This is a genomic window from Imperialibacter roseus (assembly GCF_032999765.1).
GTDB classification, from domain to species: domain Bacteria; phylum Bacteroidota; class Bacteroidia; order Cytophagales; family Cyclobacteriaceae; genus Imperialibacter; species Imperialibacter roseus.
Genome location: NZ_CP136051.1, coordinates 555,217 through 581,307 on the forward strand (window position 1 = coordinate 555,217; position 26,091 = coordinate 581,307).

Consider the following 26,091-nt stretch of genomic DNA (forward strand, 5'->3'; position numbering starts at 1 on the left):
ATTGAAGTTATTGATTAAGATATCGGTATTTTTTATGCTAAGCGCCTTGCTTGGAGCGTCCTCCTGCAGGGTAAAAAAGTATATCCCGGAGGACGAGTTGCTTTATACCGGGTCAAAAATTGACTTGACTGCCGAAACCAAAGTGGATCAGCTAAGCGACATTGAAGAGGAGCTGGAAACTGTGATGAGGCCCGAGCCCAACTCTAAAATACTTGGGGTTCGCCTTGGGCTGCTGGCTCACTACAAAGCACAAAGGAAACACCCCGGCCTTTACTACCGCTTTCTGAATAAAAAGATAGGCGAGGAGCCTGTTTATCTCTCCGACGTTAATCCGCTTCGGGTGGAGGAGCTTGTCAACAATCGCCTTGAAAACCGGGGCTTTTTCAGAAGTGAGATTAGTTCGGTGGAAAAAAAAGGCAAACATACCGGCTCCGTTAAGTACACGGTTCATGTAGACGCCCCTTACACTATCAAGAGCTATCAGCTGGACAGCGGCTCTCTGCCGATTTACAAAGAGATTAGCAAGTATATGAATCGCAGTGGCTTTGTTAAACCCGGAGGCAGGTTTGATTTGGAGCGTTTCAAAGTGGAGCGGGATCGGATTGACTTTTTTCTGAAGGACAAAGGCTACTACAATTTCAACGCAGACTTTCTCATTTTTGAAGCCGACACCAATGGATACAATGATAAATCCGTCGACCTCTACCTCAGGCTAAAAAGAGATGTGCCTCATAAGTCGGTAATCCCTTACGAGGTTGCCTCCATCAATGTGTTTCCGCATTATTCACTAAACGAAGGAGTGAAAAATGACACTGTAGCGCTTTCGGGAATCAACTATATTCAGGATTCTGCTTTTTTCCAACCCAGGCGGCTGGCTCCTTATATTTTGCTTGAAAAAGGGAAGAGGTATAATCCCACCGACTCACGGCGGACGAGCAACCGGCTGTCTTCTATCGGTAGCTATAAGTTTGTGAATATTCAGTATGATGAGGTCGGAGAGGCGAATGCGAGCGATTCGTTGGGTCAACTGGCCACTAATATCTATCTGTCTCCTTTGAAAAAGCGAGCTTTGAGAGCAGAACTTCAGGGTGTCACCAAGTCCAACAACTTTGTGGGGCCGTCTTTGTCGCTTACTTACAGCAACCGCAACCTTTTCCGTGGAGGAGAAACGCTGAGTGCGACCGGCAAAGCTGGCTATGAGCAGCAGCTAATCAAAGGTGACAACACGGGTTTAAAGAGTATTCAACTGGGCCTAAAGGGCGATCTGGTATTTCCCAGGCTTTTGTTTCCTGTTGAAATAGTGCGGGATTTTAAATATGCTGTGCCCAAGACCAAGTTTAGCACCGGGGTGGAGTACTTGAACAGAAGTAAGCTTTATGTCCTGCAATCGCTCACAAGCACGTTTGGTTATAGCTGGAATGCCACCCGATATGTTTATCACGAACTCAATCCCATCAGCATCAACTTTGTGAACCTGGCCAAAACGACGCCTGAATTTGACGCAATCCTTGCGGAGAATGATTTCTTGAGAAGTAGCTTTGACCAAAAGTTTATTGGAGGCCTGACTTATACCTTCACTTACAACGAGTTGATGAGCTCAGGCATCCGGAACCCCTTCTTTGTTACTTTGAATGTGGACATGGCTGGCAACGGGTTGGGGTTACTCAACAAGCTAACATCGCAGCGTGAGAAAAATACATTCTTTGGGCTTGAGTATGCCCAGTATTACAAGAGCGATATCAATGTTCAGTACTACGGATACCTCAGCAAGACCCAAAAGTTGGTGGCCAGGGTTTTTGCAGGGTTTGGCTTTCCATTTGGCAATTCGGTCACACTTCCATTCTCCAAACAGTACTTTTCCGGTGGACCTTACAGCGTACGGGCATTCAGGGTGAGATCGCTGGGGCCGGGCACTTATAAGCCTGATAGTGAAAGTGTAGGGTCTTTCTTCGATCAGGCTGGTGATATCCGGCTGGAAGCCAACCTTGAATACCGTTTCCCCATCTATTCGTTTCTAAAAGGTGCCGTGTTCGCCGATGCCGGTAATGTTTGGCTGACCAACGAGAATGCCTCCTTACCGGGCGGTAAGTTCACTTCCGATTTTATACGGGAGCTGGGCGTTGGTTTCGGAACCGGCTTGCGGGTCGATATTCAGAATTTTGTGATCAGGCTCGACCTGGCAGCGCCTATTCAAAAACCCTACCTTCCCAAAGGAGAGCGGTTTGGTTTTGACTGGAAAAACCCGGTGCTGAATTTTGCGATTGGGTATCCGTTCTAAAAGACTAGACCGTTTTAGCGGCTACTCTTGACCTCCACTTTATCATCTCAAACCAAATCACCGCCAAGAGACCGATGACCACGCTTGTCAAAAGCTGCACAGCACTGATATTATCAAAACCAAAGAAATTTGTCAGTGGAGGCACAAAGAGCAGTAGGCCTGTAATTGCCACAGTGGCGCCAATGATCAGGCCAACGAGGTTGTTTTTATACGCCAGCGTAGTGAGGACAGAGTAATAGAAAGAGCGATTGACAAGTGTAAGGAAGATATTGGACGAAATGAGAGTCACAAAAACCAGGGTACGGGTCACTTCCTCGTTGGCTCCTCCGTGGACGGCCAGCTGGTAGATCGACAAGGTCCCCGCTGTAATCGCCAAGCCCTGCACCACGCTTGTTGTCAGTTCCTTCCAGTTGAAGAAGGTGCTGGTGAAAGGCCGTGGTTTTTTGATCATCATGTTTTTTTCCATTGGCTCGTTCTCATAAATGATAGAGCACGTAGGGCCCATAATCAGCTCGAGCAAAATGATGTGCAGCGGCGAGAAAATATTGGGATAGATCCAGCCAAGGGCCAATGGAAGGAACACAGTAAGGATGATAGGGATATGAATGGAAATAATGTACTGAATGGCTTTTTTTAGGTTGGTGTAGATTTTTCGTCCCATGGCTACAGCTTCCACCATTTTGGATAGGTCGTCTTCCAGCAAGATAAGTGAAGCAGCCTGTTTGGCTATCTCGGTGCCCTTTTTGCCCATGGCTATGCCAATATGGGCGGCTTTTAGTGCAGGCCCATCGTTCACGCCGTCGCCTGTCATGGCCACAATTTCATTCCTCACCTTCAGGGCGTTAATGATTTTCAGCTTGGCCTCGGGAAACATGCGGGTGAATACTTGCATATCTTCCACTTTTTCCTTCAGCTCGCCTTCAGATAGTTTCATTAACTCATCGCCGCTGATACTTTTGTCGAAACCACGAAACCCAACCTGTCGGGCAATGGCCCCCGTAGTGAGGGCATTGTCTCCAGTCACAATTTTCACCTTGATACCTGCTGCATAAAACTGTTCCAGTACGAACGGAATATTCTTTTTTGGCGGATCGTAAAAAGCCACCAAACCTTTGAAAGAAAAGGAAAACTCCTGCTGAGTAGCAGGGAAGTCGTTGCCATTAAAGCTGGCTTCGCCTACCCCCAACACCCTGTAACCATCCTTTGCCAGGGTGTTAATGGCTTCATGCACTTGCTCCTTTTCACTTGCCGACAGGCCAGATACAGCAATCATCGCCTCGGGGGCACCCTTGGCGGCAATGATTCTTTTACCATTGCCATCTTCAAAAATATGCGTCATCATGGGCGGTTTTCCACCCAGCGGATACTCATGCGCCATGTTGAATACAAGCCGCTCATCGGTGACCATAAACTTACCGTAAGCTTCGTGCAGCGCCACCTCCATAGGATCGAAAGGGATGGGTTCGCTGGCCCACATGGCCAACCGAACAAGAGACTGGGCATCTGCTGAAAGCGGCTGACTAGCATCCGCTATTTCCTGTGAAGACAGCACAAACAACCTCGCCAGGCTCATTTTGTTTTCGGTAAGTGTGCCGGTTTTGTCAGTGCAAATCACCGTGGCGCTACCCAGTGTCTCCACAGTTTTCATCTGCTTCACCACTATGCCAAGCTTCATCAGTCGCCAGGCACCCAACGCCATAAATGTGGTGAAGGCCACGGGTATTTCTTCAGGCAAAATGCTCATGGCCAGTGTCAGTGCCTTCAATAGACTGTCGACCACATTGTAAGACCGGAAATAGTTGATGGCCCATACCACCAGAAAGACAATGGCACCGATCAGTACCATCTTCTTAACAAAATTGGTTATCTGCTTTTCCAGTGGTGTTTTTTCTTCAGCGATGTCTTCGAGGCTTTTGCCAATTTTACCGAGGTTAGTGGCGTTGCCAATGGCGGTAACAGTGGCTATGGCCAATCCGCTGGCAACTGTTGTGCCTAGTGAAACCTTGTTATCTTCCTTGGAAGCATCTTTATATACTGCCATCGACTCGCCCGTGAGAATTGATTCGTTGACTGAAAAATCGTTGGAATGCACGATGATGCCATCTGCGGCAATGGTATTACCCTCTTCAATCATCAGGCTGTCGCCCACCACCAGTTCCTCACTTTTTATTTCTATCGTTTCGCCGTCTCTTATCACCTTGCACATAGGCTGGGTGAAGTTCTTGAGCTTCTCCAGGGCGTTGCGGCTGCGGGAGTCCTGGTACAGAGAAATGCCTGCTACGAGCACAATGGCCGCCGCCAGAAAAAGGCCATCACCAACATTGCCGGTGAAAAAATAAATGGAAGAGACAACCAGCAGCAGCACAACCATGGGCTCTGCGGCGATGCTTTTGAGCGCTTCGATAAGGCCGCTCTCCTTTTTGAAGTTCAGTGTATTGGCACCATGCTTTTTCCTGGCTTCGAAGACTTCTTTAGCTGAAAGACCCTGAATATTAAAGTTATTGCTGGCCATAGCCGATTCGTTGTGCAGTAGTTTCTTGTGTCACCAGCCTTGTGATGTTTAAAGGCCGTTTAGGAAAGTAGTGGAAATAATCCGTTCGTTAAACAGAAACGAGTAGAGAAATCTTAAAATAGCTGACTGCTGTACATGGTAGCTGGTCAAACTGCGTCTGTAAAGGGAAGCGCAATGTCATAAGTGAGCGAAATAATTGCAAAAGACTCACATTGAAGCTATTATCGTAGGTTGAGGGATAAGGAAAGTGGGTGCACATGACGGTGGTGCCCAAATGATAATTGAAAACTTTGGAATTTTTTACCGCATATTTACAAGTAAATGATGCGAAAGTGACTTGAAAGTCGGTGAGTGATACGATTGCAAGGCTTTTTGAGCCATGCGGTTCATTTGCCTTGAGAATAATAGTACACCCTATAGCTAATAACGCAAAACAATGATTGTAGGCCTTCTAAAAGAAAGCGGAAATGAACAGAGAATCGCTTTTTTACCGGAAATCGCAGCCAGATTGGTTCAGCAGAAAGTTCGGGTTTTTGTAGAAAAAGATGCAGGGTTAACGGCATTTCAATCCAATCAATTATACGAGGAAGCAGGAGCGGAGATAGTTTCACGAGAAGAAGTGTTGACTAAATCTGATTTGCTTGTGCAAATCGGTGAGCCATCGCCGGAGCTGGTTGAGCAGTTGGGGAGCGATAAGATATGGCTGAGCCAGTACAACCCCCTCTGGAATAAAAACCTTGTGACGCAGTTTCTCCAAAAGGGAATTACCAGCTTCAGTATGGACTCTATACCCCGGACGTCGAGGGCGCAGGCAATGGACGTACTTTCATCGATGGCTACTGTTTCAGGTTACAAAGCCGTGCTGGAAGGTGCCAGTCAGCTGCCCAACTTTTTCCCTATGTTCATGACTGCAGCAGGCACCATCCGCCCGGCCACGGTATTGGTGCTGGGAGCGGGAGTAGCAGGCCTTCAAGCCATAGCGATTGCCCGAAAGCTTGGCGCTCAGGTGCAGGCTTTCGATGTGCGCTCGGCAGTGAAAGAGGAGGTGATGAGCCTGGGAGCACGGTTTGTGGAAGTGGAAGGGGCCAAAGAAGACGCTGCGGCAGGTGGATATGCTGTAGAACAAACGGAAGAATTCAAACAAAAGCAGCAGCAGGCCATCAACGACCATGCTGCGAAAGCTGACGTGGTGATATGCACAGCACAGATTCCAGGCAGAAAAGCGCCAGTTCTTCTGCCCAAAGAGGCAGTGGAGCGAATGAAGCCCGGATCTGTGATTGTCGATTTGGCGGCTTCAAGTGGTGGCAATTGTGAGCTGACGCAGGACAATGAGACCGTTGTGCATCATGGTGTGAAAATCATCGGGCAATCAAATTACCCTTCGCTGATGCCGGTGGATGCCAGCAAGATGTACGGAAAAAACGTTTTTAATTTTCTCGAACTGCTGATTGCCGACGACGGGTCGCTCAATCTTAATTTCGAAGATGACATCGTGGCCGGCACGTGCATCACCCACCAAGGGGAAGTTTTGAATAGCCGGGTAAAATCACTTTTTGGAGAGCTAATTGATATTTAATGGAGCAGGTATTTGTTTTCTTTTTCACCTATAGAGAGGCCATTTTCATCATCGCCTTGTCGGTTTTTTTGGGAATTGAAGTGATTTCCAACGTGCCATCCGTGTTGCATACCCCGCTTATGTCTGGAGCTAATGCCATAAGCGGTGTCATCATTATTGGCGGGATTATCCTCGTTGGCCACGCCGATGCATCAAAAGCATCGCTGGAGCTGATTTTGGGGATTCTCGCTATCATTTTTGCCACACTCAATGTGGTCGGCGGCTTCGTGGTGACGGACCGCATGCTGGAGATGTTCAAAAAGAAAAAGAAATAAACCATCTATGGATCAGGTAATTGGGAGTTTAAATGGTGTCGATTTCACCCTGGGCGGGGCTTTGCTCGAACTAAGCTATTTGCTGGCCGCTCTTCTCTTTGTGGTGGGCTTAAGGCTGCTGAGCCATCCGGAAACGGCCAGAAAGGGAAATTTTTATGCTGCTGCCGGTATGTTTCTGGCTATGGTCACCACCCTGCTGCTGCACAAAAACAGCCAGGGAGAGGCTATTCCACTGGCCAATGTGTGGATCATTCTGGCGGCGCTTGGAGTTGGCACCGTATTGGGCTGGGTGATGGCATTGCGCATTCAGATGACGGCAATGCCCCAGATGGTTTCATTTTACAATGCCACGGGCGGTGCAGCCTCGGCCCTGGTGGCGATGCTGGAGTTTCCGAATACCGACATGGGCAATGTGGGCTCGGCGCTGGCCACACTGTTAGGACTGATAGTGGGAAGTGTTGCCTTCAGTGGTAGCATGCTGGCCTACGGTAAACTCGATGGAAAAGTTGGCGACACCGTCTCCGGCTGGATGAAATACCTGAATTTGCTTCTACTGCTTGTAGTGGTCGGGCTGTCGGCTTACATGATGGCGTCAGGCCAAACAGCGGACGAGCTGAGTTGGGCGCTGTACCTACTGCTCGGCATTTCATTGGTGTACGGGGTCACTTTCGTAATGCCTATCGGCGGTGCCGACATGCCAGTTGTTATCTCCCTGCTCAACAGCCTCACAGGCATAGCAGCTACCATGGCTGGGTTTATTTACGGCAACCAGGCAATGATCCTGGGAGGTATTTTGGTGGGCGCCGCAGGCACCATCCTCACCGTGCTCATGTGCAATGCCATGAACCGGTCGCTGCTCAACGTAATTCTGGGGGCGTTTGGCGGGGCAGGAGCAAGTGCCGGTGCCGGACCCGAAGGCGACATGAAGGAAATCAGCATGAGCGATGCGGCCATTTTGCTTTCTTATTCTAAAAGTGTGGTGATAGTGCCTGGCTACGGCCTGGCAGTGGCGCAGGCACAGCACGTTTGTCATGAACTCGACATGTTGCTGGCTGAGAAGGGAGCCAATGTGCGTTATGCCATCCACCCAGTGGCCGGCCGCATGCCCGGGCATATGAATGTGCTGCTTGCTGAGGCCGACGTGCCTTACAGCCAACTGGTGGAGATGGATGACATCAACACCGAAATAGCCAACACCGACGTGGTAGTGGTCATAGGTGCCAACGACGTCGTGAATCCGGCGGCCATCAATAACCCGGGCAGCCCCATTGCAGGCATGCCGATCATCAATGCGCATCTTGCTAAGAACATCATCGTAATGAAACGAGGCAGGGGCAAGGGCTATGCTGGCATCGAAAACGAACTCTTTTTTGATCCCAAAACCAGGTTGCTGTTCGGCAATGCCAAAGACACTTTGCAGAAGCTTGCCAGCGAGGTAAAGAGTTTGCATTAGGAAAGCTCGTCGGCGGCTTTTAAGCAAGGCCATCACAGGGGGCCCTGGCTCCAAAAGAGAACCTGACCGGGTACTATTCCTTTTTTTCAGCGTTGTGATACCCTGGGTTTTTTTGAGGGATGTTGCATAACTCAACCTGGTGTTGATCTACTTCGAAAATTTTGTTTGACTTCAGAGAAACTGTGCCTGAGAAACACAATTGGAGGCTGAGTAGTAAGGTTTTGTTCAATTGCTGTTAGCAGCTTTACCCTGTGCCTTTAACATTCCTTTAGGTTTTTGAGAATTGCCACAAAGGCACGAAGACACTAAAGTTTTGAGTTTCGGATTTTGAGTTAATGTTGACTAGTTGATTTCTATGCAAGTGCTGTTTATCAGTCTTTTCTTATGGCCTTTGTGGCCAAAACAACTTAGATTCTAAATTTCTTCCTGTTTTCGCTGCTGCGATACACAAAAGGTATTTCCTTAGAAGCATTCTCAAAATTAGCCCCTGAAGACCCAAATTGGATAACAGTCTTTTAAATTGGTACAGAAAGACCACTTTTTTAGAATGTGAGGAAAATGTGAGGCGGCATTGGCTCCAAAAGAGAAACTGCTGCAGTGCTATTTATTCAAGCCCCAGGAAATTACTAGCATTTTGAAAGTAAACCTTTTCCAATACCTCCCTGGGTAGGCCCAGGCCCCTGGTATGCTGCTTCCTGATGACCAGCGAATCGGTGGTGCTTAGGTACCGCCACAGGTCGTTGTAAGTGGCATCGAGGTCTTTCTGCTCAGCGTCGAGCTGTTCGGCTGTCCAGTCCACTGCCGGATCGTAATTCCCGAAGTCGGTGCCGAACATGATCCTGTCCTGGTACTTCACAAAGAAGGCCTTCACCTTGTCGCTGTTCTGGCTGGCCAGGTCGCCAAACCGGGCAGCAGGCTCAACCATCATGTTTGGATATTTGTCCAGGCGCTCAGCCACCATATCCACGTTGTGCGACATGCTGCCCATGTGGGCGCACAAAATGGGCAAATCCGGATTTGCTGCAATCCACCGGTCACGGGCAGCAATGATGGTTTCATAGCTTGGGATTTCAGGATGGGCGAACGCATGGTATTGCGGATTGTTTTTGTAGTACTCGTAGTGCGGATTCATTGGGTTGTCCAACGGCCGCCATGCCTGCACCGGCTCACCTATATGGGCCATGACGGGGATGCCGTTTTCCTTTAGAAAATCCCAAACAGGCTGAAGACGGGCATCGTCAATCTGGATGAACTGCCCGCTGCCGTCTTTGGTCACCATACCGAAGTTCTTCCACACCTTCACCATTTTGGCACCGGTGGCAATCTCGTTTTTCAGCCGTTCAATGTTTTTGGTGGCAAAGTCCGGGTCATCAATACCCACACCCACCAGTGAACTACACAGGTAAAATACCCCGGGGTTTTCAATATCCATATCCACATACTGCTTCCAGCTACGGTTGATGCCGGTAGAATCCTCTTTAGCCACATCCACCAGCACCGCCTGCATGATCCAATCCTGAAAAAAGGAGGAAAGGTAGGGGCGGGCGTAGCGGTAGTGCGCATGCACATCTATTTTTCGTATCGTTTGCTGTTCGATTGCCTCTGCCTGGCTCGTGCCAGTCTTTTCTTTTGTGGAGCTACAGGCTCCAAGGATGAAGAGGAGGAAGAGATAAGAAACTACATTTTTCATATACATTGGACACAAATTAATTATTGGCTAGTAGTTCAAGAAAGCGCTGTTGCTTACGAAGGCGATGCGTTTCCCGTCGGGTGACCAGTTCGGTACATTCATAGAGCCCTGGCCTCCATAAATATAGCCAATAATTTTTGGCTCACCCCCGGTAATCGGCATTAGCCGGATATAGCAGTGCTTATAAAACGGGTGCTGTCCTGAGTCCACCGTTCTCGGGAAGGAAATGAAAACGATCCATTTGCCGTCGGGAGAAATGTGTGGAAACCAGTCGTTCAGCTCGTCGAAAGTCACCTGCTCCGGATTGCTTCCGTCGGGCTTCATGCGCCAAATCTGGCCTATGCCTGTCCGATTGGAGTTGAAGTATATGTATTTCCCATCCGGGGTATATTCCGGCCCGTCATCAAGGCCGGGAGTTTTGGTAAGCTGCACCTCCTGGCCCCCTGAAGCAGGTATTTTGAAAATATTCCATGCATTGTCTCGCACGGCAGTGTATACCAGCTCTTTGGCATTTGGCGACCAGCCGTGAAGGTAGGAGGGGCCATTTGGGGTGAGCCGTTTCGGATTGCCGCCCTTTCTGGGCATGGTGAAAATAATGGAATGCCCGTCTTCCGGTGGGGTACTGCTGATGCCCATTTGCTTTCCATCAAAAGATAGCACATGGTCGTTGTTGTTTCTCACGGCAGCGCCAGTTTCCAGTTTTGTTGGCTTTCCGGTTCTCAAATCAAAATCATAGAGCAATCCATCGGAGTTAACCGTAAAGACATTATCGTCTACCATCCAGTTGGGTGCCTGCCAGGAGTTATCTGCGCTGAAAACAATTTTTCGATCACCCGTGGCGACGTCCATCAGCTCAATATGACTGCCGATATAATCTCTGTAGGGCACATAATCCGGCTTTGGCGGAACAATCACCCGCACATTTTTGAAGGTGGCCGTTTCAACCACATCGGGGTTGTGAGCACAAACCGACAGGCCGATATACACCTCGTTGCCCAGCTCGATGCCCGATACCTGCTCCTCAAAAAACCGCTCTCCCATTTTAGCTGCCGACATGATGAAGGTGTCCCCTCTTCGTTCCAATTGAATGACATCGGCGTGGGTCATGGCGAACGCCTTCTGATCCATGTCCGACTGTGGGTTTTCACGGAACTGCAGCGACACAAGCCCATCGCCATGCACAGCTGCCGACACACAAGGGGAGTTCACTTCGAGGCTATGCCTTACCATCCAGCCAATCTTACGGTGTGGGTCAACGCCCTCACCAACAAATGCTACGTTTGCCCGGAGGATAAAGTCTCCTGTCATTTTGCGGTAGGCATACTGAAACTCATCTTTCTGGCTCCATATGTTTTCCCCTGAGCCCGAAATGGTATATGACTGCTTGTTTGAATCGTAAGTCGTTTTTCCGACTGTTTTCGTAGCGCCCACGTCTGCGTTGTTGGTGAACACTCCCAGTGTGCCAGGTTGCGCCATGGAGGAGTGAAGAAGTAGTACAAAGATGAAAGTGCTGCAAAGGTTCAATAGTGGTGTTTTGATTTTCATAAAGGTGTTGTTAATCACTGAGGTAAAAAGATAGATGATCCACCGGCTGAACTGCCGACGGAATTTACAAGTGAGTATAAAAAGCAACTTCCCGTGGATGCCATTGTGAATGCCTCACGGGTAGTTTCACCATAAACTTAAACTGTGCCTTGCGAGGCCGCTGAATAGTTAAATATAGCGAAAATAGTTGATCGGATGAAGGGCAAGGCATTCCATCGCTGGATGGCAGAGATTAATGTTAATGAAACTATCAAACAGCATACGCTAAGATGTGAGTGGGAACTGGAAAGCCTCTTACGCAGCTAAGGCCCGAACTGAGAAGGATCAGTTTCCAAGCTTTGACTTTAAGAACATGCGCCGGGATGGAGACCCTGTTTTGCAGTTGCCGTTTCATTCCTTTCCAGCACCGCAACATCCTTTATTGTTTTGTCATTTTATCAGTAATTTCTAATTTCACCACATGAGAATGACTGTAATGCTATAACACCCTCTTCAGGCTTAGTTCTTAAGCAATGCGCTATATTCTTTACATAGCGCACCCATCTAACTATCATTAATTTTATTATTTATCTCAAACCAAACCCATGGGTTGGCGGTCACTTGCTGCTCTCTGTGGGGTGGTTTTTAATAGAAAAATCATGTCAGAAATACTAACTGAAAAGCAAATAGAGCAATTCATTCTCAGCGGGTTTGTCCGAATTGACAACGCATTTTCTAAAGAAATTGCAGAAGCCGCTTTAGATCTCCTATGGAACGATCTTCCCTGCGACAAATCAGCTCCTTCCACCTGGACGGAGCCCGTTATTCGTTTGGGGATGTATACCCAGCAGCCCTTTATTGATTCAATCAACACGCCGATGATGTATTCAATTTTTGATCAATTGATTGGCGCTGGCAAATGGATTCCTTGCCGAAGTGTCGGAACGTTTCCTGTAAGGTTTCCATCTGATCAGCAACCGACTGATACAGGCAAACACGTAGATGCAAGTTTCCCGGGCAGTGACCCTGACAATTTTCTTGAATGGCGTGTCAATGCCAAATCGAAGGGCCGGACCTTATTGATGTTGATTTTGTATTCCGATGTCAGCGAAAATGATGCACCTACCGTCATTTATGAGGGGTCGCACATCGACGTTGCCCGGCTCTTGTCAAAAGAGGGCGATTCCGGGCTTTCATTTATGGAGCTTGCTGGCAAGTTAGACGGATTGCCTGAAAGGGAGGTGGTTTACGCTACTGGTAAGGCAGGGACGGTTTACCTGTGTCACCCTTTTGTTGTTCATTCGGCGCAACCTCACAGAGGAAGTACTCCTAAGTTTATGGCACAACCGCCCTTGTTGTTAAAAGGTGAGTTGTCTATTTCCGAGTCAGATGTTGGATATTCTCCCGTTGAAAGGGCTATTCGTTTAGGATTGGATTAACCACAGAAGGAGGCTGTTTTTTGCAGCCTCTTTCTTTTAGCATTGCACACAGTATCTATCTTTTTCACTCATCTGGCTTTCCGGTTCGTGATCAATGGCAACTTTGTTGTGATTTTTCGGAAGAGGTTCCTTGATTTTGGAGCTGGTTCAAACTCACCCGGTTTCAGTTACCTATTTTTCTGTATCACTTCAAGCTTTTGGTAGCTGACATCCGGAATTTCGGATGTCAGACAGGAAAATTCGGCTATCACACACGAAATTTCGTATGTCACATAGGAATTTTCGGTTACTACATACGGATTTTCGGTTGTCACTTATGAAAATTTGCATGTTGGTTACCAAATTTTGGTTTCTATATCGAAAAAATTGGTTGTTGGTTACCGATTTTCAGTTGTCACATACAGAATTTCGGGTATAACATAGGAATTTTCGGCTATCACATACGAAATTTCGTATGTCACATAGGAATTTTTAGGAGAGGCAACCGACAAGCGGTGAGTAGGTCTTGGCTATGAGGCTGAGAGTAACCTGGTAGAAAAAGTGTTTGGTGGTGTTTTGTTCTTGACGCCTGGCTATGGCGAGTGGGGTTGTTTTATGCACTTCGCTGCCCACTTGCACTTAGCCACGCCGATGATAAAAATAACTTTTGTGGCGGACAATCCAAGCCAGCCGCCGTCAGTTTACCGCATAAGGCCCCATTCGCTATAGCCTTGTGTTAGCAATTTTTTAAGACGCCTAGTAAGTCGCAAGTCCATACGTCCATGGAGCCAAAAACATCACGGCCAAATAGCTGTACAGAATCCAACCTCTAATTTTCCGTCGATGTGCTGGTTCGTTGCACCAGTAGGCCTCAAGAATACGAACGTCAAAATTTCGCTCATACCTAAGGTAGTTTAAAACGAAAAATACGATGATCAGCAGATAAGCATATTGGTTACCTGGCACCTCAAGTCCGCCCGCCACACATCCGAAGGTTACAATATTTATGATGGTCAGGACTTGATAGGCTGTAACTATCAGTGAAGCTGACAAATGCGGGTCGTTGTCTGACTTTGCATAGAGTTTGAACCAACGATAAAATACGTAGTCAAAAAGTTTCATCAATCAAGACCAAGTCCGCATGCAGTATAATTGCTAACGTTCACTAAGGAGCGTGGGGATTAGTAAGTGATACCACTGCCCTCCGCAAATAGCCACGCTGATAAATAAAAATACACAAATTGGAGGGCACTGCAATCCCCACCGCAATTTCCTTGCATGTGAGACTCCATGACGTTATAGTTTGTTAGCAATATTCCTTCAGCTCTTCTAAGTCGATTCTGGGTCTCATCCCCTTGAAAATTTCATGTTTCAGGAATAGAGATTGATCATTTCCTTCGATTTCGTTCACTAACCAAATTATCAGCTTTTCATCATTTGAAAGTTGTGCCTTGATAAATTTAGGGTAATTAGAATAATCCAGCTCTGGATTATTACTAGAGGTGTTATCAAGGTATTCTAAAATTTGACTTAGGTGAGATACGTATTTGCTAAAATCCGAAATATGGCCAACGTAAAATCTATAAAATGCGAGTTTGTATAGAGATGTTTGGCTATTGTCTATTGAAAAGTTATCTAGCAATTGGAGCAAGTTTTTATTGATACCTTTATGCTTTGTGTTGAGGTATTCGAGGTACTTCGGCTTCAAGTCTTTGTCCGTACTGTTTCTGTATTTTGGTAGCTGTTCATACCAATTATCAGTGGCAAATAATGCGTATGCAAAGAATCTATTTCCACTATGTGTTTTGTGTTCTTCTTTTCGATCTGATCCTGATGTTCTGATTTTTCTTGAATCAACGGACATAGAGTTAAAAATATCATTTTGAACCTTTAGCAGATTGAAAAAGGTGTTATCAAATTTTTGAAGGTTAAATACTTGTCTCGTTTCTTCGAGTTCCTTTCTCTGAAGTTCAAATTCTTTAATCTGCTGCTGTAAGACTTGTTGATTTATTTTAAGGTCTTTCCTTTGCTCTGTAAGGGCTACATAAAATAGGATTACACCGGCAAGTGCCCATATAGACCCGACTATTCCGCCAATGAAGTCTCCAAACTGCCCAAACTTATCATTGTTAATTGGTGCAGAATATGAGAGTTGAAGGTCGTTCCAAAGGAATAGAAGTAGTCCAAGAGCAATTAGAACCACCCCAAGAAAAATGAGAACTACACTTGCTTTTTCACTTAGGAACTTTTTCATGAAGGGATTATTGCTAACGCCTCGGTAAGATGAGTGTGGGAGTTTTATGCAGCTCCGCTTCCACTACATCTTAACCACGCCGATGATAAAATTAACTTTTGTGGCGGACAATCCAAGCCAACTTCCCTATGTTAACCGGTGAAGCCCACATTCATTTTACCGTTGTGTTACCAGCTTTTTTCATCAAGCCTAGGAGTCGCTCCTCCTCCCGAGTCCATTCTAAGACATTCCGTGGATATTTGGAGTTTATGACATTAAATTCAGGTAACCAATACCAGTTATCAAACGGCTTTTGGTAGAGTTCCAATGACATTTCGTTTTTTAGCTTTTCTATTTGGCTGTAAACCAAATCAAGGTATTTGATATACCTCCCAAATGTGATTTGATTGTCCTTGTTAAATATAATGACATTGTCGGGAGAGTACTTTTTTGTGAATTTATAAACAATCTCGGCTAGCCTGTCGTCTGAGACTACCGTTCCATTTACCATTACCTCCTGCTTGCCAATATATACCTCAATACGATCGTATTCTTCTAATGCATTTACCCTATACATCATCGATTGTGGCAGTCGAATCCTGTGTTTTGTAAAATCAAGATGCTCAGCAGAGTCTAGAAACTCCACAAGTTTTGGGTAAAATCTTGGATAGAGATATTGCTGAATACCTGAATATTTCCATAGGGGATAGTTTGTCGGATATTTTGAGTGCTTATGGCCAGTAGAATACTGAATTATGCTCAGGCTATCTCGCCGGAAATGGTACTTAAGTTCCTCAACGAAAGTCATTGGGATATTTTCGTCTATGTGCAGATTGATCGCCATTTGAGAACTCTCAAGCCATGACAGCTTGTCTCGTTCTAGGTTTAGTTTAAAGTCAACACTATCGAGTCCAGTCTGAATGTAGACATCTTTGACGAAGATTATCGGTTGAAATGGATCAATCGTATCCCTGGCAACGTAGACATTTGTAGTTAGAGACCTTCGTGGTAGCATTTGATGTATTTGACTTCTAGGAACTGTTAAGCCGTATGTGAATTCGATTGATTTTTTAAGAAGTATTGTATCAATTTTTTCGCTGGCTAGAAAACTCTTGAATGTAAAGCCAAGGCTCATTGTTGCAAAAAGACCAAAGGAAACAGTTGCCCATTTCGCAGCATACCCTTTGGTGATGCGACTTAGTTTCGGCCATGTGCTAAAGAAGACGACTATTGGAAGAAGAATTAGGAGTAAAGGAAACTCATCAAGGAAGTAAATGTCATATTGAATTGGAAAGGTGATGTAACAAATCCCCAGTATGCTTATCAGTCTACTAAACCAAGATAAGAATGCCCAGGTAAAAAAGCCTTGGTCATTTAGTGTCCTTCGTATCAGTAACCGTGTTTTTGCTGACTGCCCAGCCACTGAGTTTTGAAGTACAAACCTTAGTGCCAGTCCATAACTAATTGCAACGGCTAGAGATGAACAAAAGATGTTGTAAATGAAGGCCTCATTTTTATCCAGCACCAGCAATACTTGATCTCCAAAATCAGCAGTTAGAAACCTTAAAATCTCACGGCTTAAGTAGAAAAAAGCATAAAGTATATAGGAAAAAGTAATCCAAAGAATCGTCCCACTTGTAAGTAGGCCAGTGCTGAATACCGTACGTTTCTGTAAAAAACCTTTGGAGATTGTCATGCGTCATGTAGACAATTGCTGGTAACATTTGTGTAACACGCACTAGTGCTTGTTACACCCATTATGTATATTTTTTGGTTTATTTACAAAAATAGCTCAATAAACCCCGTAAAGCTGCATTATCCGTTTGTAAACGCATAATATACGTATACTATACCCATAATATGAGGGTGCGGTTTTCACTACTTCCTCCTCACCACCAGCACCATATCAGCCTGCCCCGGCACGGCCACTTTGCTGTCTTTCACTGCACCCTTCGATATGATGTTCCCCGTCGTTACATCCATCCACTCCGTTGAGTAGCTCCCAGCGGGCAGGGTGAGCGTGATGTCGTAGCTTTTCACAGCCAGCGATTCCCAATACACCACCCACATGCCGTTGCTATTGCTCATGGCCAGGGTAGTGGCGCCGGGCGCTGCCTTCACCACCGAGGCATCGGGCTGCAGGTTCACCAGGTCGTGGGTTTCCATGAAGCTTTTCAGAATACCAAATTCCTTTCTCAAGTCAGGGCTGCCTCCCCCCGGCGATTCATAGGTAGTGTCTTGTCCGTTTTCCTGGCCTACCGAAAAGGAATAGTCGAGGTGGCTGAACAGCGCACCTCCCGCCATCACAAACTGCCATACCTGCCGGCGATAAGTGTCGTCTTCGCCTCCGGCAAAGCCGGTCTCGTTGAAGCCCAGCACCTTGTTGAGGTAATAGTTTTCGCTGGCCGCCCTTGGGTAGGCATAGTGGAAGTTGAAAATGTCGATCTGCGGGTCGGGCTCAGTAATAGGGTAGTAGAAGTTGGAGATATTTTGTGAGATCAGGTGCTTGTTGGTCAGCTTGCTTTCTTCGTCTTTGATCCAGCTGGCTACTAATTTCTGCCACTGATTCGATGCTTGCGACACCACTTGTATTTTGTCCATCCACGGGCTTTCGCCGTAATCGTTTCTGGTGAAAACAATCTCCGTATTATCCGCCCACGGCTCGTTTTGTATTTCAAAGTAGAAGTTACCGAAACCGTTCAGCTCCCTCACCAGTTTTCGCACATAAGCTTCCTGGCGGGCCAGTAGCCCTTTGTTATTCAGGGTATTCACGTCTTTCGCCTCCAGCTCGGGCGTACTGTTGATATTGTTGCTGGGGTTGAAGGCAGCATAGTTCCATCCCCCGCCATAGTGAGCCGAAAAAAGGCATACTTCCACCATCACTTTGTTGGTGCTGGCCAGCGTCATGAAGTCTTTCAGTCGGGCAAAGTAGGCCGGATCCCACTGGTCGAGGTCAAACTTATTGCCGCCCAGCGCATAGCCGGGCTGGTTGCTCCGCTTCCATGGCAGGATGGCCCTGCCCTCCGCCGGTGCCATGGTGTTCTTTTTGATGCCAAAGTCGCCCTGCTTCTCCAGGTAAGCTCCCGTAAACAAGCGGGTGTGGTTGAGGCCTTCCTTTCCCAGGGTATTGAGATAAGTTTTGTAATCAAAGTCGAGGTTCATCACTGCCCCGTAGTGTTCCCCGGAGCCGATAATGATCAGTGGCTTGCCCTGGTATTGGAAGTAGTGAGGGTTTTGGGGGTGAAGCTGCAAGACGTTTTGGGCCCGGGCTGAGCATGTGACTAATAGCAAGCCTAGAAAAATGGAGCGTATATGAGCGACTTTCATAAATGATATTTGTTGCAGTTAACACCGTTCGGTGAGGGGTGGTGAATTTTCTTTTTGTAAATATAAAGATAGCCAAAGTTAATGCTGATGCGTTATGCTGGTAGAAAAACCGTTTCTGCGTTGAAGGTCGTTGCAGGTACGCTATTCCACCTCAATTAGAAGCTCGTTTATTTGTGGCAGAAAGCAATGGTGGCTGGGCTTGGCAACAAAAAAAGGGAAGCAAAGCCTAAAAGCTCGCCTCCCCTCTAACCTAAGAGATTTACCGCACTAATACGGCATCTTAAACTTCTTTTTATTCGGGGTTGAGTACAAAATCTTGTGTGGTTGCATTAGCTGCCACAATTTCCACCCCCTCGGAGGTATTGGCTGCATATCCTTGCAATTCCACAGTTACGTTGTAGAGGCCAGCCTGTAAGCCAAGCACGGTGTAGGTACCATCTTCGGCTGTAATAGCCGTGGTATTGAGCGTGTCGGCGGCATAAACCGATACCGTGGCTCCCCCCAATGCGATGATTTCAGTTTCCGTTTCCCCTTCCACTTCGGTTGTTACAGCACCCACCAGCCGACCGGCAAAAGATTGGTTGGAGGCCTTGATAACAGGCTTGAAGTTGAACCCGGTGATGCCAGACGGTGAACTGGCGTCGCCTTTGGCTACAAAGGAGCTGGCCACGTCGAAGTCCAGCAGTAGTTCGGCAGTTAGCCCCCCCGCTACTTCTATACCTGGTTTTACAAATATTTTAATTCCCGAGGAAGAGCCGCTGGGCACCTTCAGGTCATAAGATGTGCCGTCTTTTAATACCACAGTGGCATCGGCCACATACACCCTGATGAGATCATAAGTACCTTCGGGAATTTCGACGTCGGCCAGGTTTTCAGTCACTCCATTCGTAAGATCCAATAGATTGGCTGATACCTCGTCTTCCATGATGGTAATAAATGCGCTTTCTGAGTCTCCGCCTTTTTGTCTGGCCTCAATTTTAGTAACAGTTACGTTTGCTTCGCTCACCAAATCGCTTGGAAAAGGTGCATCTGTCATTTTTACTACCAACTGTCCGGTTCCGCCCGAGTCGCCATCGTTGTTGCATCCCACAAGTCCGGCAATAATAGCCATGGCAATAAATGGTAATAAAATCTTCTTCGCTCTCATGAATTTTTGTTTTGTTGTAAAAGAATAACTGATTTAATTAATGTTAGTCAGATTGATAGTAACTGTAGTTTCTTTTCCTTTTTCGATCAATAAGTCGTCAAGTGTTGAGGTTTCGTGGTCGATTAACTCTGCCTGAACCTGATAACCTCCCGGGGTCAGGCCGAGAATGGTAAACTTGCCATCCTCACCACTCAGTGCTGTTGTGTGAAGTGTGTCGGCTGCAAACAGGGCGACCTGGGCTCCGGACAGAACGGCGCCGTTCTGGTCGTTAACGGTACCAGAAAGAGTGCCGGTAGAATGCTGATTGGAAGTCCGGATGACTGGCTTGAAGTTGAACCCGTTGATGCCCGCAGGAGTGTTTGAATTGCCTCTCACCACAAAGCTGCTGCTAACGTCAAAGTCCAGTAAGTAGCTGGCACTTTCACCCTCTTCTATTTCAATATCAAAGGCTGGTTTTACCTTAATGCCGCTCTTGTCGCCTGATGGGATTTTGAGATCGAATAGTCGCCCGTCTTTCAGTAGCACACTTCCCTCGCTAACGTATACGCTAAAGAATGAATAGGAGCCAACCGGCAATGCTGTTTCACTGAGCTTTGCGGTGATGCCATTACTCAAGTCGAGCAAATTGAAGGTTGTCGGCTCGTTAAAAACTGTAATAAAAGGTATGGTGTCATTTGCATCGCCGGTTTTCACTTCAATTTTGACTATTGTGACGTTGGCTTCTTCAATCAAATCAATTGGGAAGGGGGCATCAGTTAACAACAGCTCCAGCTTTCCCGTGGCAAGTGGCAGGCCTGTATTGTAAAAGACTCTATCGCCCTCATCGCAGGTGTCCTGCGCTGTGTCAAATGCATTTTGTAGCGCAGTATTGCCTTCAATCACTTGCGCCCCTATGCTGGTGGCAACCTGGATAGGAAACTGGATAGAAAGAAGGTCGTCGTTATTAAATTCATTTAAAAGCTGAAAAAGAGAGGCGTCGTCGGCTACTGTTCGGATGTCGGCAATCTGATTTTGCAGGTCGTAGGTGGCCATGGAGATCGGATACTCGATGTCGACACACTCGATGTCGTCGTCAAGTCCGTTGCCAACGCACAGGGCAGCCAGCACGTCCAGCTCTTCCTGGCTGGAAACTGCCACCTCCGTGTGATCGGATTTGATCACACGCAAGGGGAAGTCTAAAAGAAAACGGTCTGACTGGTAAGGATTTAAATAATATATGTCCTGTAAAACAGCTAAATCAGCCTCTTTGCTAACAGTAAATGCCTTTCCTCTGAAGCTTCCTTTTACCGGTAGCACCAGCGTCAGACAACTGGCATTGTCTATTACATTATCGTCGGAGCCATCCTTTAGCGACATTTTTTGCAGCAGCTGCCCGAGGGTCGATCCTTTGGTGAAAGCCGCTTCTTTGCCGGGCTCCGTAATATCCTCAGTAGGCTCCTGGCAGGAGATCGCCGATATCACCAGGCTCATTAATACAATGAACTGCTTCAAAAATGTAATTTGTCTCTGCATAGGATTTTGCCCTGCTTTCGGTAATTAAACCGGCTGACACTGAAAACTCCTACCGGTAAACCTAAACTTTGTTAAATTGGGGTTCATATGAGCCATGAGAAGCGAAATGTTTGTGATGAAGGCAGGTTTAAAACACTTTTCAGAGCGCTCTCAAAAGACCTTCATGATTTTCTCTACTATAAGTACGGTGCCGGAAACCATCCTGCAGATATTGTGCAGGAAGCTTTTGTGAAATTATGGAATAACTGCAAAAACGTACCACCTGAAAAGGCCAGGGCCTTCCTTTTTACAGTGGCCAACAACCAAATGTTAAATGAGCTGGCAAAAAGAAAGACAGCGTTACGGTATCAGGAGACGGCAGAAGCAAAGCGATACACAATTGAGTCGCCTGAATTTGCAATGGAGGAAGAGCAATACAGGCAGCGACTTCATGCTGCGCTCGAAAGCTTGACCGAGGATCAGCGGGTGACTTTTATGTTGAATCGGGTAGAAGGAAAAAAGCATCAGGAAATTGCCGACATGCTGGGTATAGGTCGCAAGGCAGTTGAGAAGAGGATATACACAGCATACAAAATTATAAGGGAGCAGCTGGGCGATTTTTGATTGTGCAAAAAATGTGGCAGGTAGGAGATTCTTGCATTCATCTGTTTTTATTAAGAAGTAAAAATTATGGACGAAGAAGACTTGGTGAAAAAATGGCTGGCCGAAACGCTTTCGGAGTCGGAACGGTTGTCGTTCGAGAAAACCGAAACGTATCGAAAGCTGCAGCGAACTGAAGGTTTTTTGCAACGGATGAAAGCTCCTGATTACGATGTTGAGGCCGAGGAGAAAAGATTGCCTATCGCTCCTCGCCAGGTCGGAGTTGTCGCCATGTGGCAACGAAATTTTCTAAAGGTTGCGGCCTCTTTGCTACTAGTGCTCAGCGCAGCACTTGTCATAGGCTATCTCTTGTTGAGAGATGAGACGGTCAGGGTACTGGCGGCCACGAAAACCACCACTTATCTGCCTGATTCTTCGGAGGTTGCACTGAACAAAGCCTCAAGCCTCACCTACAGTAAAAGCGGGTGGAACAAAGCCAGAGTAGTTGAACTAAGTGGCGAAGGATTCTTTAAAGTCTCTCACGGCTCCCGTTTCGATGTGAAGACCTCGTCAGGTACAGTCACTGTTGTGGGCACACAGTTCAATGTGAAGAGCAGAACAGGGTATTTTGAAGTGCAATGCTATGAAGGAACGGTGAAAGTTCGGTCAAAAGGCACCGAGCAAATATTAGAAAAAGGCCAGGGGTGGCGTTTGATAGGCGGTTTGTCAGCGGCTTTGGAGTTAGGTGCCGACGATAGCCCGGGTTGGTTAGGTAACGAAAGCAGATTTGAAAGTGTGCCGTATAGTCAGGTGGTGGAGGAGTTTGAAAGGCAGTATGGCGTTAAGGTAAAACTGGTTCGTGTGGATGCCAATCAAATGTTTACTGGCAGCTTTACGCATGACAACATAAATCTTGCTCTGAAGTCAATCACGCTTCCGCTCAATATAAAGTTTGACCGTGAAGAGAACCTGGTTCGTTTGTCTGGTGATCAATAGAAAAGTAAAATTTTTTCTCCTTCTACCACTCCTTTTTTTGGCAGCACACATTTTTGGCCAGCAAAAAGAAGATGCGCAGCCGTTATTATCAGTTCTCAAAATTCTTGAGGCCAGGTATGAAATTGCATTTTCCTATGCAGATAAAAATGTTGCCCACCTCTATGTTGATCTTCCGGATGATGCCTTAAGCCTGGCTCAGTGTCTGTCGTACCTGCGACAGGCCACCGACCTGGAATTCGAGCAATTGGATGATCGATTTGTTGCTATAAGAAAGTTGGAGACCACCGCCAGGGTGATCTGTGGCTACCTGAAAGACGTGGGAACCAGCGAGCCCGTGACGTCGGCCGTCGTAAGCCATCTGTCAACTTCGGTTGTTACCAATGTGGAAGGATATTTTGAGTTAGCGCTTGAGGGACCAGAATCCGTTTTGCGTGTAAGGCACCTGGGCTATCAACCCCTGGAAATAGATCTGGCTAAAAAAAAAGTTACGGATTGTCTGATCATCAGTCTCGCAGCCAAAACAGTGGAGCTTGAAGAGGTTCTTATCTCCAATTACCTTGTTGGCGGAGTGGGAAAAACCGTTTCAGGGGCATTTGAGGTGAAAACCCGGGAATTGCAGGTGCTGCCCGGCATGAGCGAGCCCGATGTGCTGTATACTATGCAGGCTTTGCCGGGCATACAAAGCGCCAACGAGTCGGTTTCCGATATCAACATTAGAGGCGGGACTAACGATCAAAGCCTGATACTTTGGGACGATATAAAAATGTATCAGTCCAGTCATTTTTATGGCCTTATCACTGCCTTTAATCCCTATTTCGTTGACAAGGTAATCCTGACAAAAAATGGCACCGGCGCTCGTTTGGGAGAAGGAGTTTCAGGTACCATCGAGATCAAACCCGACGACAAAGTGGCCGAAGAGTGGAGTGGTGGCGGTGGCATCAATCTGCTAAGTGCCGACGGCTACCTTACTGCGCCACTATCTTCCAGGGCTTCCATAAGTGTGGCCGGGCGCAGGTCGATGGCTGATATTGTCAGAACGCCTACTTACGACAACTATTTTGACCGGGCATTTCGCAACACCGACGTCGCCAGGGTTTCGGCCGGAGATAGCCTGCTGAATAGCAACGAAGACTTCTATTTTTACGATTTAACGGCAAAAATTAACTACCAGATTTCAGAAGGCGACGAGCTAAGTCTCAGCTTCCTGCAAATTTTTAACGACCTGACCTACACTGAAAATGCTGAAGTAAATGGGGTAAGGGAGTCAAAGGCAAGTAGCCTTACCCAGCAGAGTATAGCTTCAGGCATTCGGTATGAAAAAGAGTGGAGTCCGTCGGTGAAATCAACGCTAAGTGTGCCTGTGTCGTGGTACAAGCTCAGGGGCGTTAACAACAACATTCCCAATAACCAACGGCTAGAGCAAGAAAATGAAGTGCTGGATGTCGGTTTCAAAATCGATACCAGACTGCTTATTAATGAAACCACTGATGTAACGGGAGGTGTGCAACTTACAGAGGTAGGCATTGGTAATTTGGAATTGCTGAATAACCCAGCTTTCAGAAGGTATGTAAAGGAGGTTAACAGAAGCCAGGTGTTGTTTGCTAATGTCAATCACTCTACGCCATCAAACAACACCAACATAAGTGGAGGGCTTCGTGCCAACTACTACTCTACGCTCGATCAATTTACCCTGGAGCCTCGCCTTTCCATTCATCAGAAGCTGGCCGAAAATGTTGCACTTGAACTGCTGGCTGAACAAAAAAGCCAGTTTACTACCCAGGTGATCGATTTGCAAAACGACTTTTTAGGTGTCGAGAAACGAAGATGGGTTCTTTCCAATGGAGTGGGCATTCCGCTTATTCGCAGCAAGCAGGCTTCGGTGGGCTTGCTGTATTCTCCCGACAAGTGGTTGATTAGTGCAGAGCCATATTTAAAACTGGTCAAAGGTATCATTACCTCCAGCCAGGGGTTCCAAAACCAGTTCCAGTACCTAAGGTCAAATGGTAGTTATCAGGTGTTTGGTGTGGACGTGCTGGTGAAAAGAGACTTTAAAGAGCTTTCTGCCTGGACGAGTTATGCTGTGGCTAAAAATCGATATGATTTTCCTCAACTGTCGGTAAGCGCCTTTCCCAATAACCTTGATATTTTGCACAACCTAACGATTGGTGCGGGCTATACCAGGGATAGTTTTCAAGCGTCCACTAGCCTTAGCTGGCACTCAGGCCGACCTTATACGGCTGTAAATGCCTCCAGCCCAATAGTTAATGGGACTATCAGCTACGACCTCCCCAACGCAGCCAGAGTCAGCCCTTACTTCCGCATTGACTTGTCAGCCAGATATAACTTTAATTTGAGGGCAGGTGTGCGAGGTCAGGCTGGGTTTTCTATCTGGAACCTGTCGGCGTACAAAAATGTGTTAGGAACCTATTACCGCATTGCCGCCGGAAACCTGGAAACTATCAACCAGGCTGGGTTAAAGCTTACACCCAACATGATGTTCAGGGTATTTTTCTAATCAACGGAAGGCCGGTTTTGATAAGCAGTCTAGAAAAAAAGTTACCACACCGGGAAAGTCAAACATATCCAGATGTGGCAACTACGAGAAATTTCTGTTAAATCACTTTAAGCACTCCCCTCACATAGCCGAAGGACTCAGCAGCACCCGCCAGCGGATCTTTGCCGTCTTTCTCATATTCCAGCGACATATAGCCGGCGTATCCAACTTTGATCATCGTCTTCAGGAAAGCTGGTATGTCAGTCACACCACGGCCGATTTCAAGCGGCTTGCCATCTTCCTGAGCTTTGTCTTCGTCTTTAAGGTGGATGTCGTAAATCCGATCCTTGAATTTTTCAGCCCACACAGAGGGATCTTCCCCAATACGCACCACATGGCCAATGTCCATGCAAAGGCCAATACGCTTGTCGAGCCCTTTCACTTTTTCGTAAACGTCCTTGGGGCTGCGGTAAAGGTCATCTCCGGGACCATGGTTGTGGATGGCCAGTTTGATGTCAGTTTCTTTCACTTTTTTCTCCGCCAACGGCAGCAAGTCGTAGTTCGGCACGCCAATGATCATTTTCATGCCTGCCGCTTTTGCGTAAGCAAACGCCTGGTTCACTTCTGCTTCCGTTTTCATGTAGATAACGCCGGCGCCGTACAACTCAAGGCCGGCATCGGCTATTTTCTTGGCAGCTGCCTTGATGTCTGCTTCTGACGAGTCTAGCGGCAAGTGCATGCTTTTTAATGCAATCTTGGAAATGCCAAGTCTCTTCGTGTATTCTATTGTGGTATCCAGCGAAAATTCACGAAAGGTGTAGCTGGCAAGGCCAAGCTGAAAGGTGTATTTGCTGGCTCTGGCCGGTTTGGAGGAGCTCAAGTGAGGGGCGAGAATCATTCCGGCTCCCGCCAGACCTGCAGTACGCAGAAAGTCTTTTCTATTCAATGTCATCTGATCAAAAGTTTAAGTAGAATTTAAATATAAGGGATTGAAGGGGAAAGGGCTATAGATTTTATATGTTGAATCAGGTTTGATGA

18 protein-coding genes are annotated in these 26,091 nt (G+C 46.9%); 8 read left to right on the plus strand and 10 right to left on the minus strand.

The window, feature by feature from the left end; all coding sequences use genetic code 11:
• Position 1: 1 nt before the first annotated feature.
• Positions 2-2,278, plus strand: coding sequence for a translocation and assembly module lipoprotein TamL (tamL, locus tag RT717_RS02375; protein WP_317490145.1), 2,277 nt, complete (start codon positions 2-4; stop codon positions 2,276-2,278).
• A gap of 4 nt (positions 2,279-2,282) precedes the next feature.
• Here the strand turns inward: tamL and RT717_RS02380 are convergent, their stop codons facing one another.
• On the minus strand, positions 2,283-4,790 hold the full coding sequence (locus RT717_RS02380) for a cation-translocating P-type ATPase (RefSeq protein ID WP_317490146.1): 2,508 nt from the start codon (positions 4,788-4,790) through the stop codon (positions 2,283-2,285).
• Between the two features lie 436 nt (positions 4,791-5,226).
• On the opposite strand from RT717_RS02380, the gene RT717_RS02385 reads away from it, so the two are divergent.
• Genes RT717_RS02385 through RT717_RS02395 form a run of 3 tightly spaced genes read left to right on the plus strand, consistent with a single transcriptional unit; the run spans position 5,227 to position 8,133 of the window.
• Positions 5,227-6,366 carry a Re/Si-specific NAD(P)(+) transhydrogenase subunit alpha gene (locus RT717_RS02385; protein WP_317490147.1) on the plus strand — a complete coding sequence of 380 codons (1,140 nt, stop codon included), beginning with the start codon at positions 5,227-5,229 and terminating at the stop codon, positions 6,364-6,366.
• A complete protein-coding gene (locus RT717_RS02390) occupies positions 6,366-6,680 on the plus strand; it encodes an NAD(P) transhydrogenase subunit alpha (RefSeq protein ID WP_317490148.1) in 315 nt (104 codons plus the stop codon). The genes RT717_RS02385 and RT717_RS02390 overlap by 1 nt, the downstream gene beginning before the upstream one ends.
• A gap of 7 nt (positions 6,681-6,687) precedes the next feature.
• On the plus strand, positions 6,688-8,133 hold the full coding sequence (locus tag RT717_RS02395) for an NAD(P)(+) transhydrogenase (Re/Si-specific) subunit beta (RefSeq protein ID WP_317490149.1): 1,446 nt from the start codon (positions 6,688-6,690) through the stop codon (positions 8,131-8,133).
• A 604-nt stretch (positions 8,134-8,737) separates the two neighbouring features.
• Here the strand turns inward: RT717_RS02395 and RT717_RS02400 are convergent.
• Positions 8,738-9,823 (minus strand): amidohydrolase family protein, encoded by a 1,086-nt coding sequence (locus tag RT717_RS02400; RefSeq protein WP_317490150.1) that lies wholly within the window; start codon positions 9,821-9,823, stop codon positions 8,738-8,740.
• A gap of 27 nt (positions 9,824-9,850) precedes the next feature.
• Complete coding sequence (locus RT717_RS02405) at positions 9,851-11,368, minus strand: TolB family protein (RefSeq protein WP_317490151.1); 1,518 nt, start codon at positions 11,366-11,368, stop codon at positions 9,851-9,853.
• 638 nt (positions 11,369-12,006) lie between these two features.
• Between RT717_RS02405 and RT717_RS02410 the strand changes: the two genes are divergently transcribed.
• On the plus strand, positions 12,007-12,786 hold the full coding sequence (locus RT717_RS02410; RefSeq protein WP_317490152.1) for a phytanoyl-CoA dioxygenase family protein: 780 nt from the start codon (positions 12,007-12,009) through the stop codon (positions 12,784-12,786).
• A gap of 735 nt (positions 12,787-13,521) precedes the next feature.
• Here RT717_RS02410 and RT717_RS02415 read toward each other — a convergent pair.
• The 6 genes from RT717_RS02415 to RT717_RS02440 form a co-directional block, all read right to left on the minus strand.
• A complete protein-coding gene (locus RT717_RS02415) occupies positions 13,522-13,887 on the minus strand; it encodes a hypothetical protein (protein WP_317492402.1) in 366 nt (121 codons plus the stop codon).
• Between the two features lie 184 nt (positions 13,888-14,071).
• Positions 14,072-15,019, minus strand: coding sequence for a putative phage abortive infection protein (locus RT717_RS02420; RefSeq protein ID WP_317490153.1), 948 nt, complete (start codon positions 15,017-15,019; stop codon positions 14,072-14,074).
• Between the two features lie 151 nt (positions 15,020-15,170).
• Entirely contained in the window at positions 15,171-16,694 is a 1,524-nt protein-coding gene (locus tag RT717_RS02425) for a hypothetical protein (RefSeq protein WP_317490154.1), read from the minus strand.
• Between the two features lie 182 nt (positions 16,695-16,876).
• Positions 16,877-18,250, minus strand: coding sequence for a hypothetical protein (locus RT717_RS02430; protein WP_317490155.1), 1,374 nt, complete (start codon positions 18,248-18,250; stop codon positions 16,877-16,879).
• Between the two features lie 367 nt (positions 18,251-18,617).
• Entirely contained in the window at positions 18,618-19,472 is an 855-nt protein-coding gene (locus tag RT717_RS02435; protein WP_317490156.1) for a DUF4382 domain-containing protein, read from the minus strand.
• A 33-nt stretch (positions 19,473-19,505) separates the two neighbouring features.
• A complete protein-coding gene (locus tag RT717_RS02440) occupies positions 19,506-20,984 on the minus strand; it encodes a DUF4382 domain-containing protein (protein ID WP_317490157.1) in 1,479 nt (492 codons plus the stop codon).
• A gap of 87 nt (positions 20,985-21,071) precedes the next feature.
• Between RT717_RS02440 and RT717_RS02445 the strand changes: the two genes are divergently transcribed.
• From RT717_RS02445 to RT717_RS02455, 3 genes are all read left to right on the plus strand, one after another.
• Positions 21,072-21,587, plus strand: a complete 516-nt coding sequence (locus tag RT717_RS02445) for an RNA polymerase sigma factor (protein ID WP_317490158.1) — start codon at positions 21,072-21,074, stop codon at positions 21,585-21,587.
• 66 nt (positions 21,588-21,653) lie between these two features.
• On the plus strand, positions 21,654-22,559 hold the full coding sequence (locus tag RT717_RS02450; protein WP_317490159.1) for a FecR family protein: 906 nt from the start codon (positions 21,654-21,656) through the stop codon (positions 22,557-22,559).
• Positions 22,560-22,596: 37 nt separating this feature from the next.
• Positions 22,597-25,074, plus strand: a complete 2,478-nt coding sequence (locus RT717_RS02455; RefSeq protein WP_317490160.1) for a TonB-dependent receptor — start codon at positions 22,597-22,599, stop codon at positions 25,072-25,074.
• A 97-nt stretch (positions 25,075-25,171) separates the two neighbouring features.
• Here RT717_RS02455 and RT717_RS02460 read toward each other — a convergent pair whose 3' ends face one another.
• Positions 25,172-26,005 (minus strand): sugar phosphate isomerase/epimerase family protein, encoded by an 834-nt coding sequence (locus RT717_RS02460; protein WP_317490161.1) that lies wholly within the window; start codon positions 26,003-26,005, stop codon positions 25,172-25,174.
• Positions 26,006-26,091: the final 86 nt, after the last annotated feature.

Excerpts from the sequence above, each read along its gene's own strand:
- RT717_RS02380 (WP_317490146.1), bottom strand. The coding sequence starts at position 4,790 with ATGGCCAGCAATAACTTTAATATTCAGGGTCTTTCAGCTAAAGAAGTC.
- RT717_RS02385 (WP_317490147.1), top strand. The coding sequence starts at position 5,227 with ATGATTGTAGGCCTTCTAAAAGAAAGCGGAAATGAACAGAGAATCGCT.
- RT717_RS02390 (WP_317490148.1), top strand. The coding sequence starts at position 6,366 with ATGGAGCAGGTATTTGTTTTCTTTTTCACCTATAGAGAGGCCATTTTC.
- RT717_RS02395 (WP_317490149.1), top strand. The coding sequence starts at position 6,688 with ATGGATCAGGTAATTGGGAGTTTAAATGGTGTCGATTTCACCCTGGGC.
- RT717_RS02400 (WP_317490150.1), bottom strand. The coding sequence starts at position 9,823 with ATGAAAAATGTAGTTTCTTATCTCTTCCTCCTCTTCATCCTTGGAGCC.
- RT717_RS02405 (WP_317490151.1), bottom strand. The coding sequence starts at position 11,368 with ATGAAAATCAAAACACCACTATTGAACCTTTGCAGCACTTTCATCTTT.
- RT717_RS02410 (WP_317490152.1), top strand. The coding sequence starts at position 12,007 with ATGTCAGAAATACTAACTGAAAAGCAAATAGAGCAATTCATTCTCAGC.
- RT717_RS02415 (WP_317492402.1), bottom strand. The coding sequence starts at position 13,887 with ATGAAACTTTTTGACTACGTATTTTATCGTTGGTTCAAACTCTATGCA.
- RT717_RS02420 (WP_317490153.1), bottom strand. The coding sequence starts at position 15,019 with ATGAAAAAGTTCCTAAGTGAAAAAGCAAGTGTAGTTCTCATTTTTCTT.
- RT717_RS02425 (WP_317490154.1), bottom strand. The coding sequence starts at position 16,694 with ATGACAATCTCCAAAGGTTTTTTACAGAAACGTACGGTATTCAGCACT.
- RT717_RS02435 (WP_317490156.1), bottom strand. The coding sequence starts at position 19,472 with ATGAGAGCGAAGAAGATTTTATTACCATTTATTGCCATGGCTATTATT.
- RT717_RS02440 (WP_317490157.1), bottom strand. The coding sequence starts at position 20,984 with ATGCAGAGACAAATTACATTTTTGAAGCAGTTCATTGTATTAATGAGC.
- RT717_RS02445 (WP_317490158.1), top strand. The coding sequence starts at position 21,072 with ATGAGCCATGAGAAGCGAAATGTTTGTGATGAAGGCAGGTTTAAAACA.
- RT717_RS02450 (WP_317490159.1), top strand. The coding sequence starts at position 21,654 with ATGGACGAAGAAGACTTGGTGAAAAAATGGCTGGCCGAAACGCTTTCG.
- RT717_RS02460 (WP_317490161.1), bottom strand. The coding sequence starts at position 26,005 with ATGACATTGAATAGAAAAGACTTTCTGCGTACTGCAGGTCTGGCGGGA.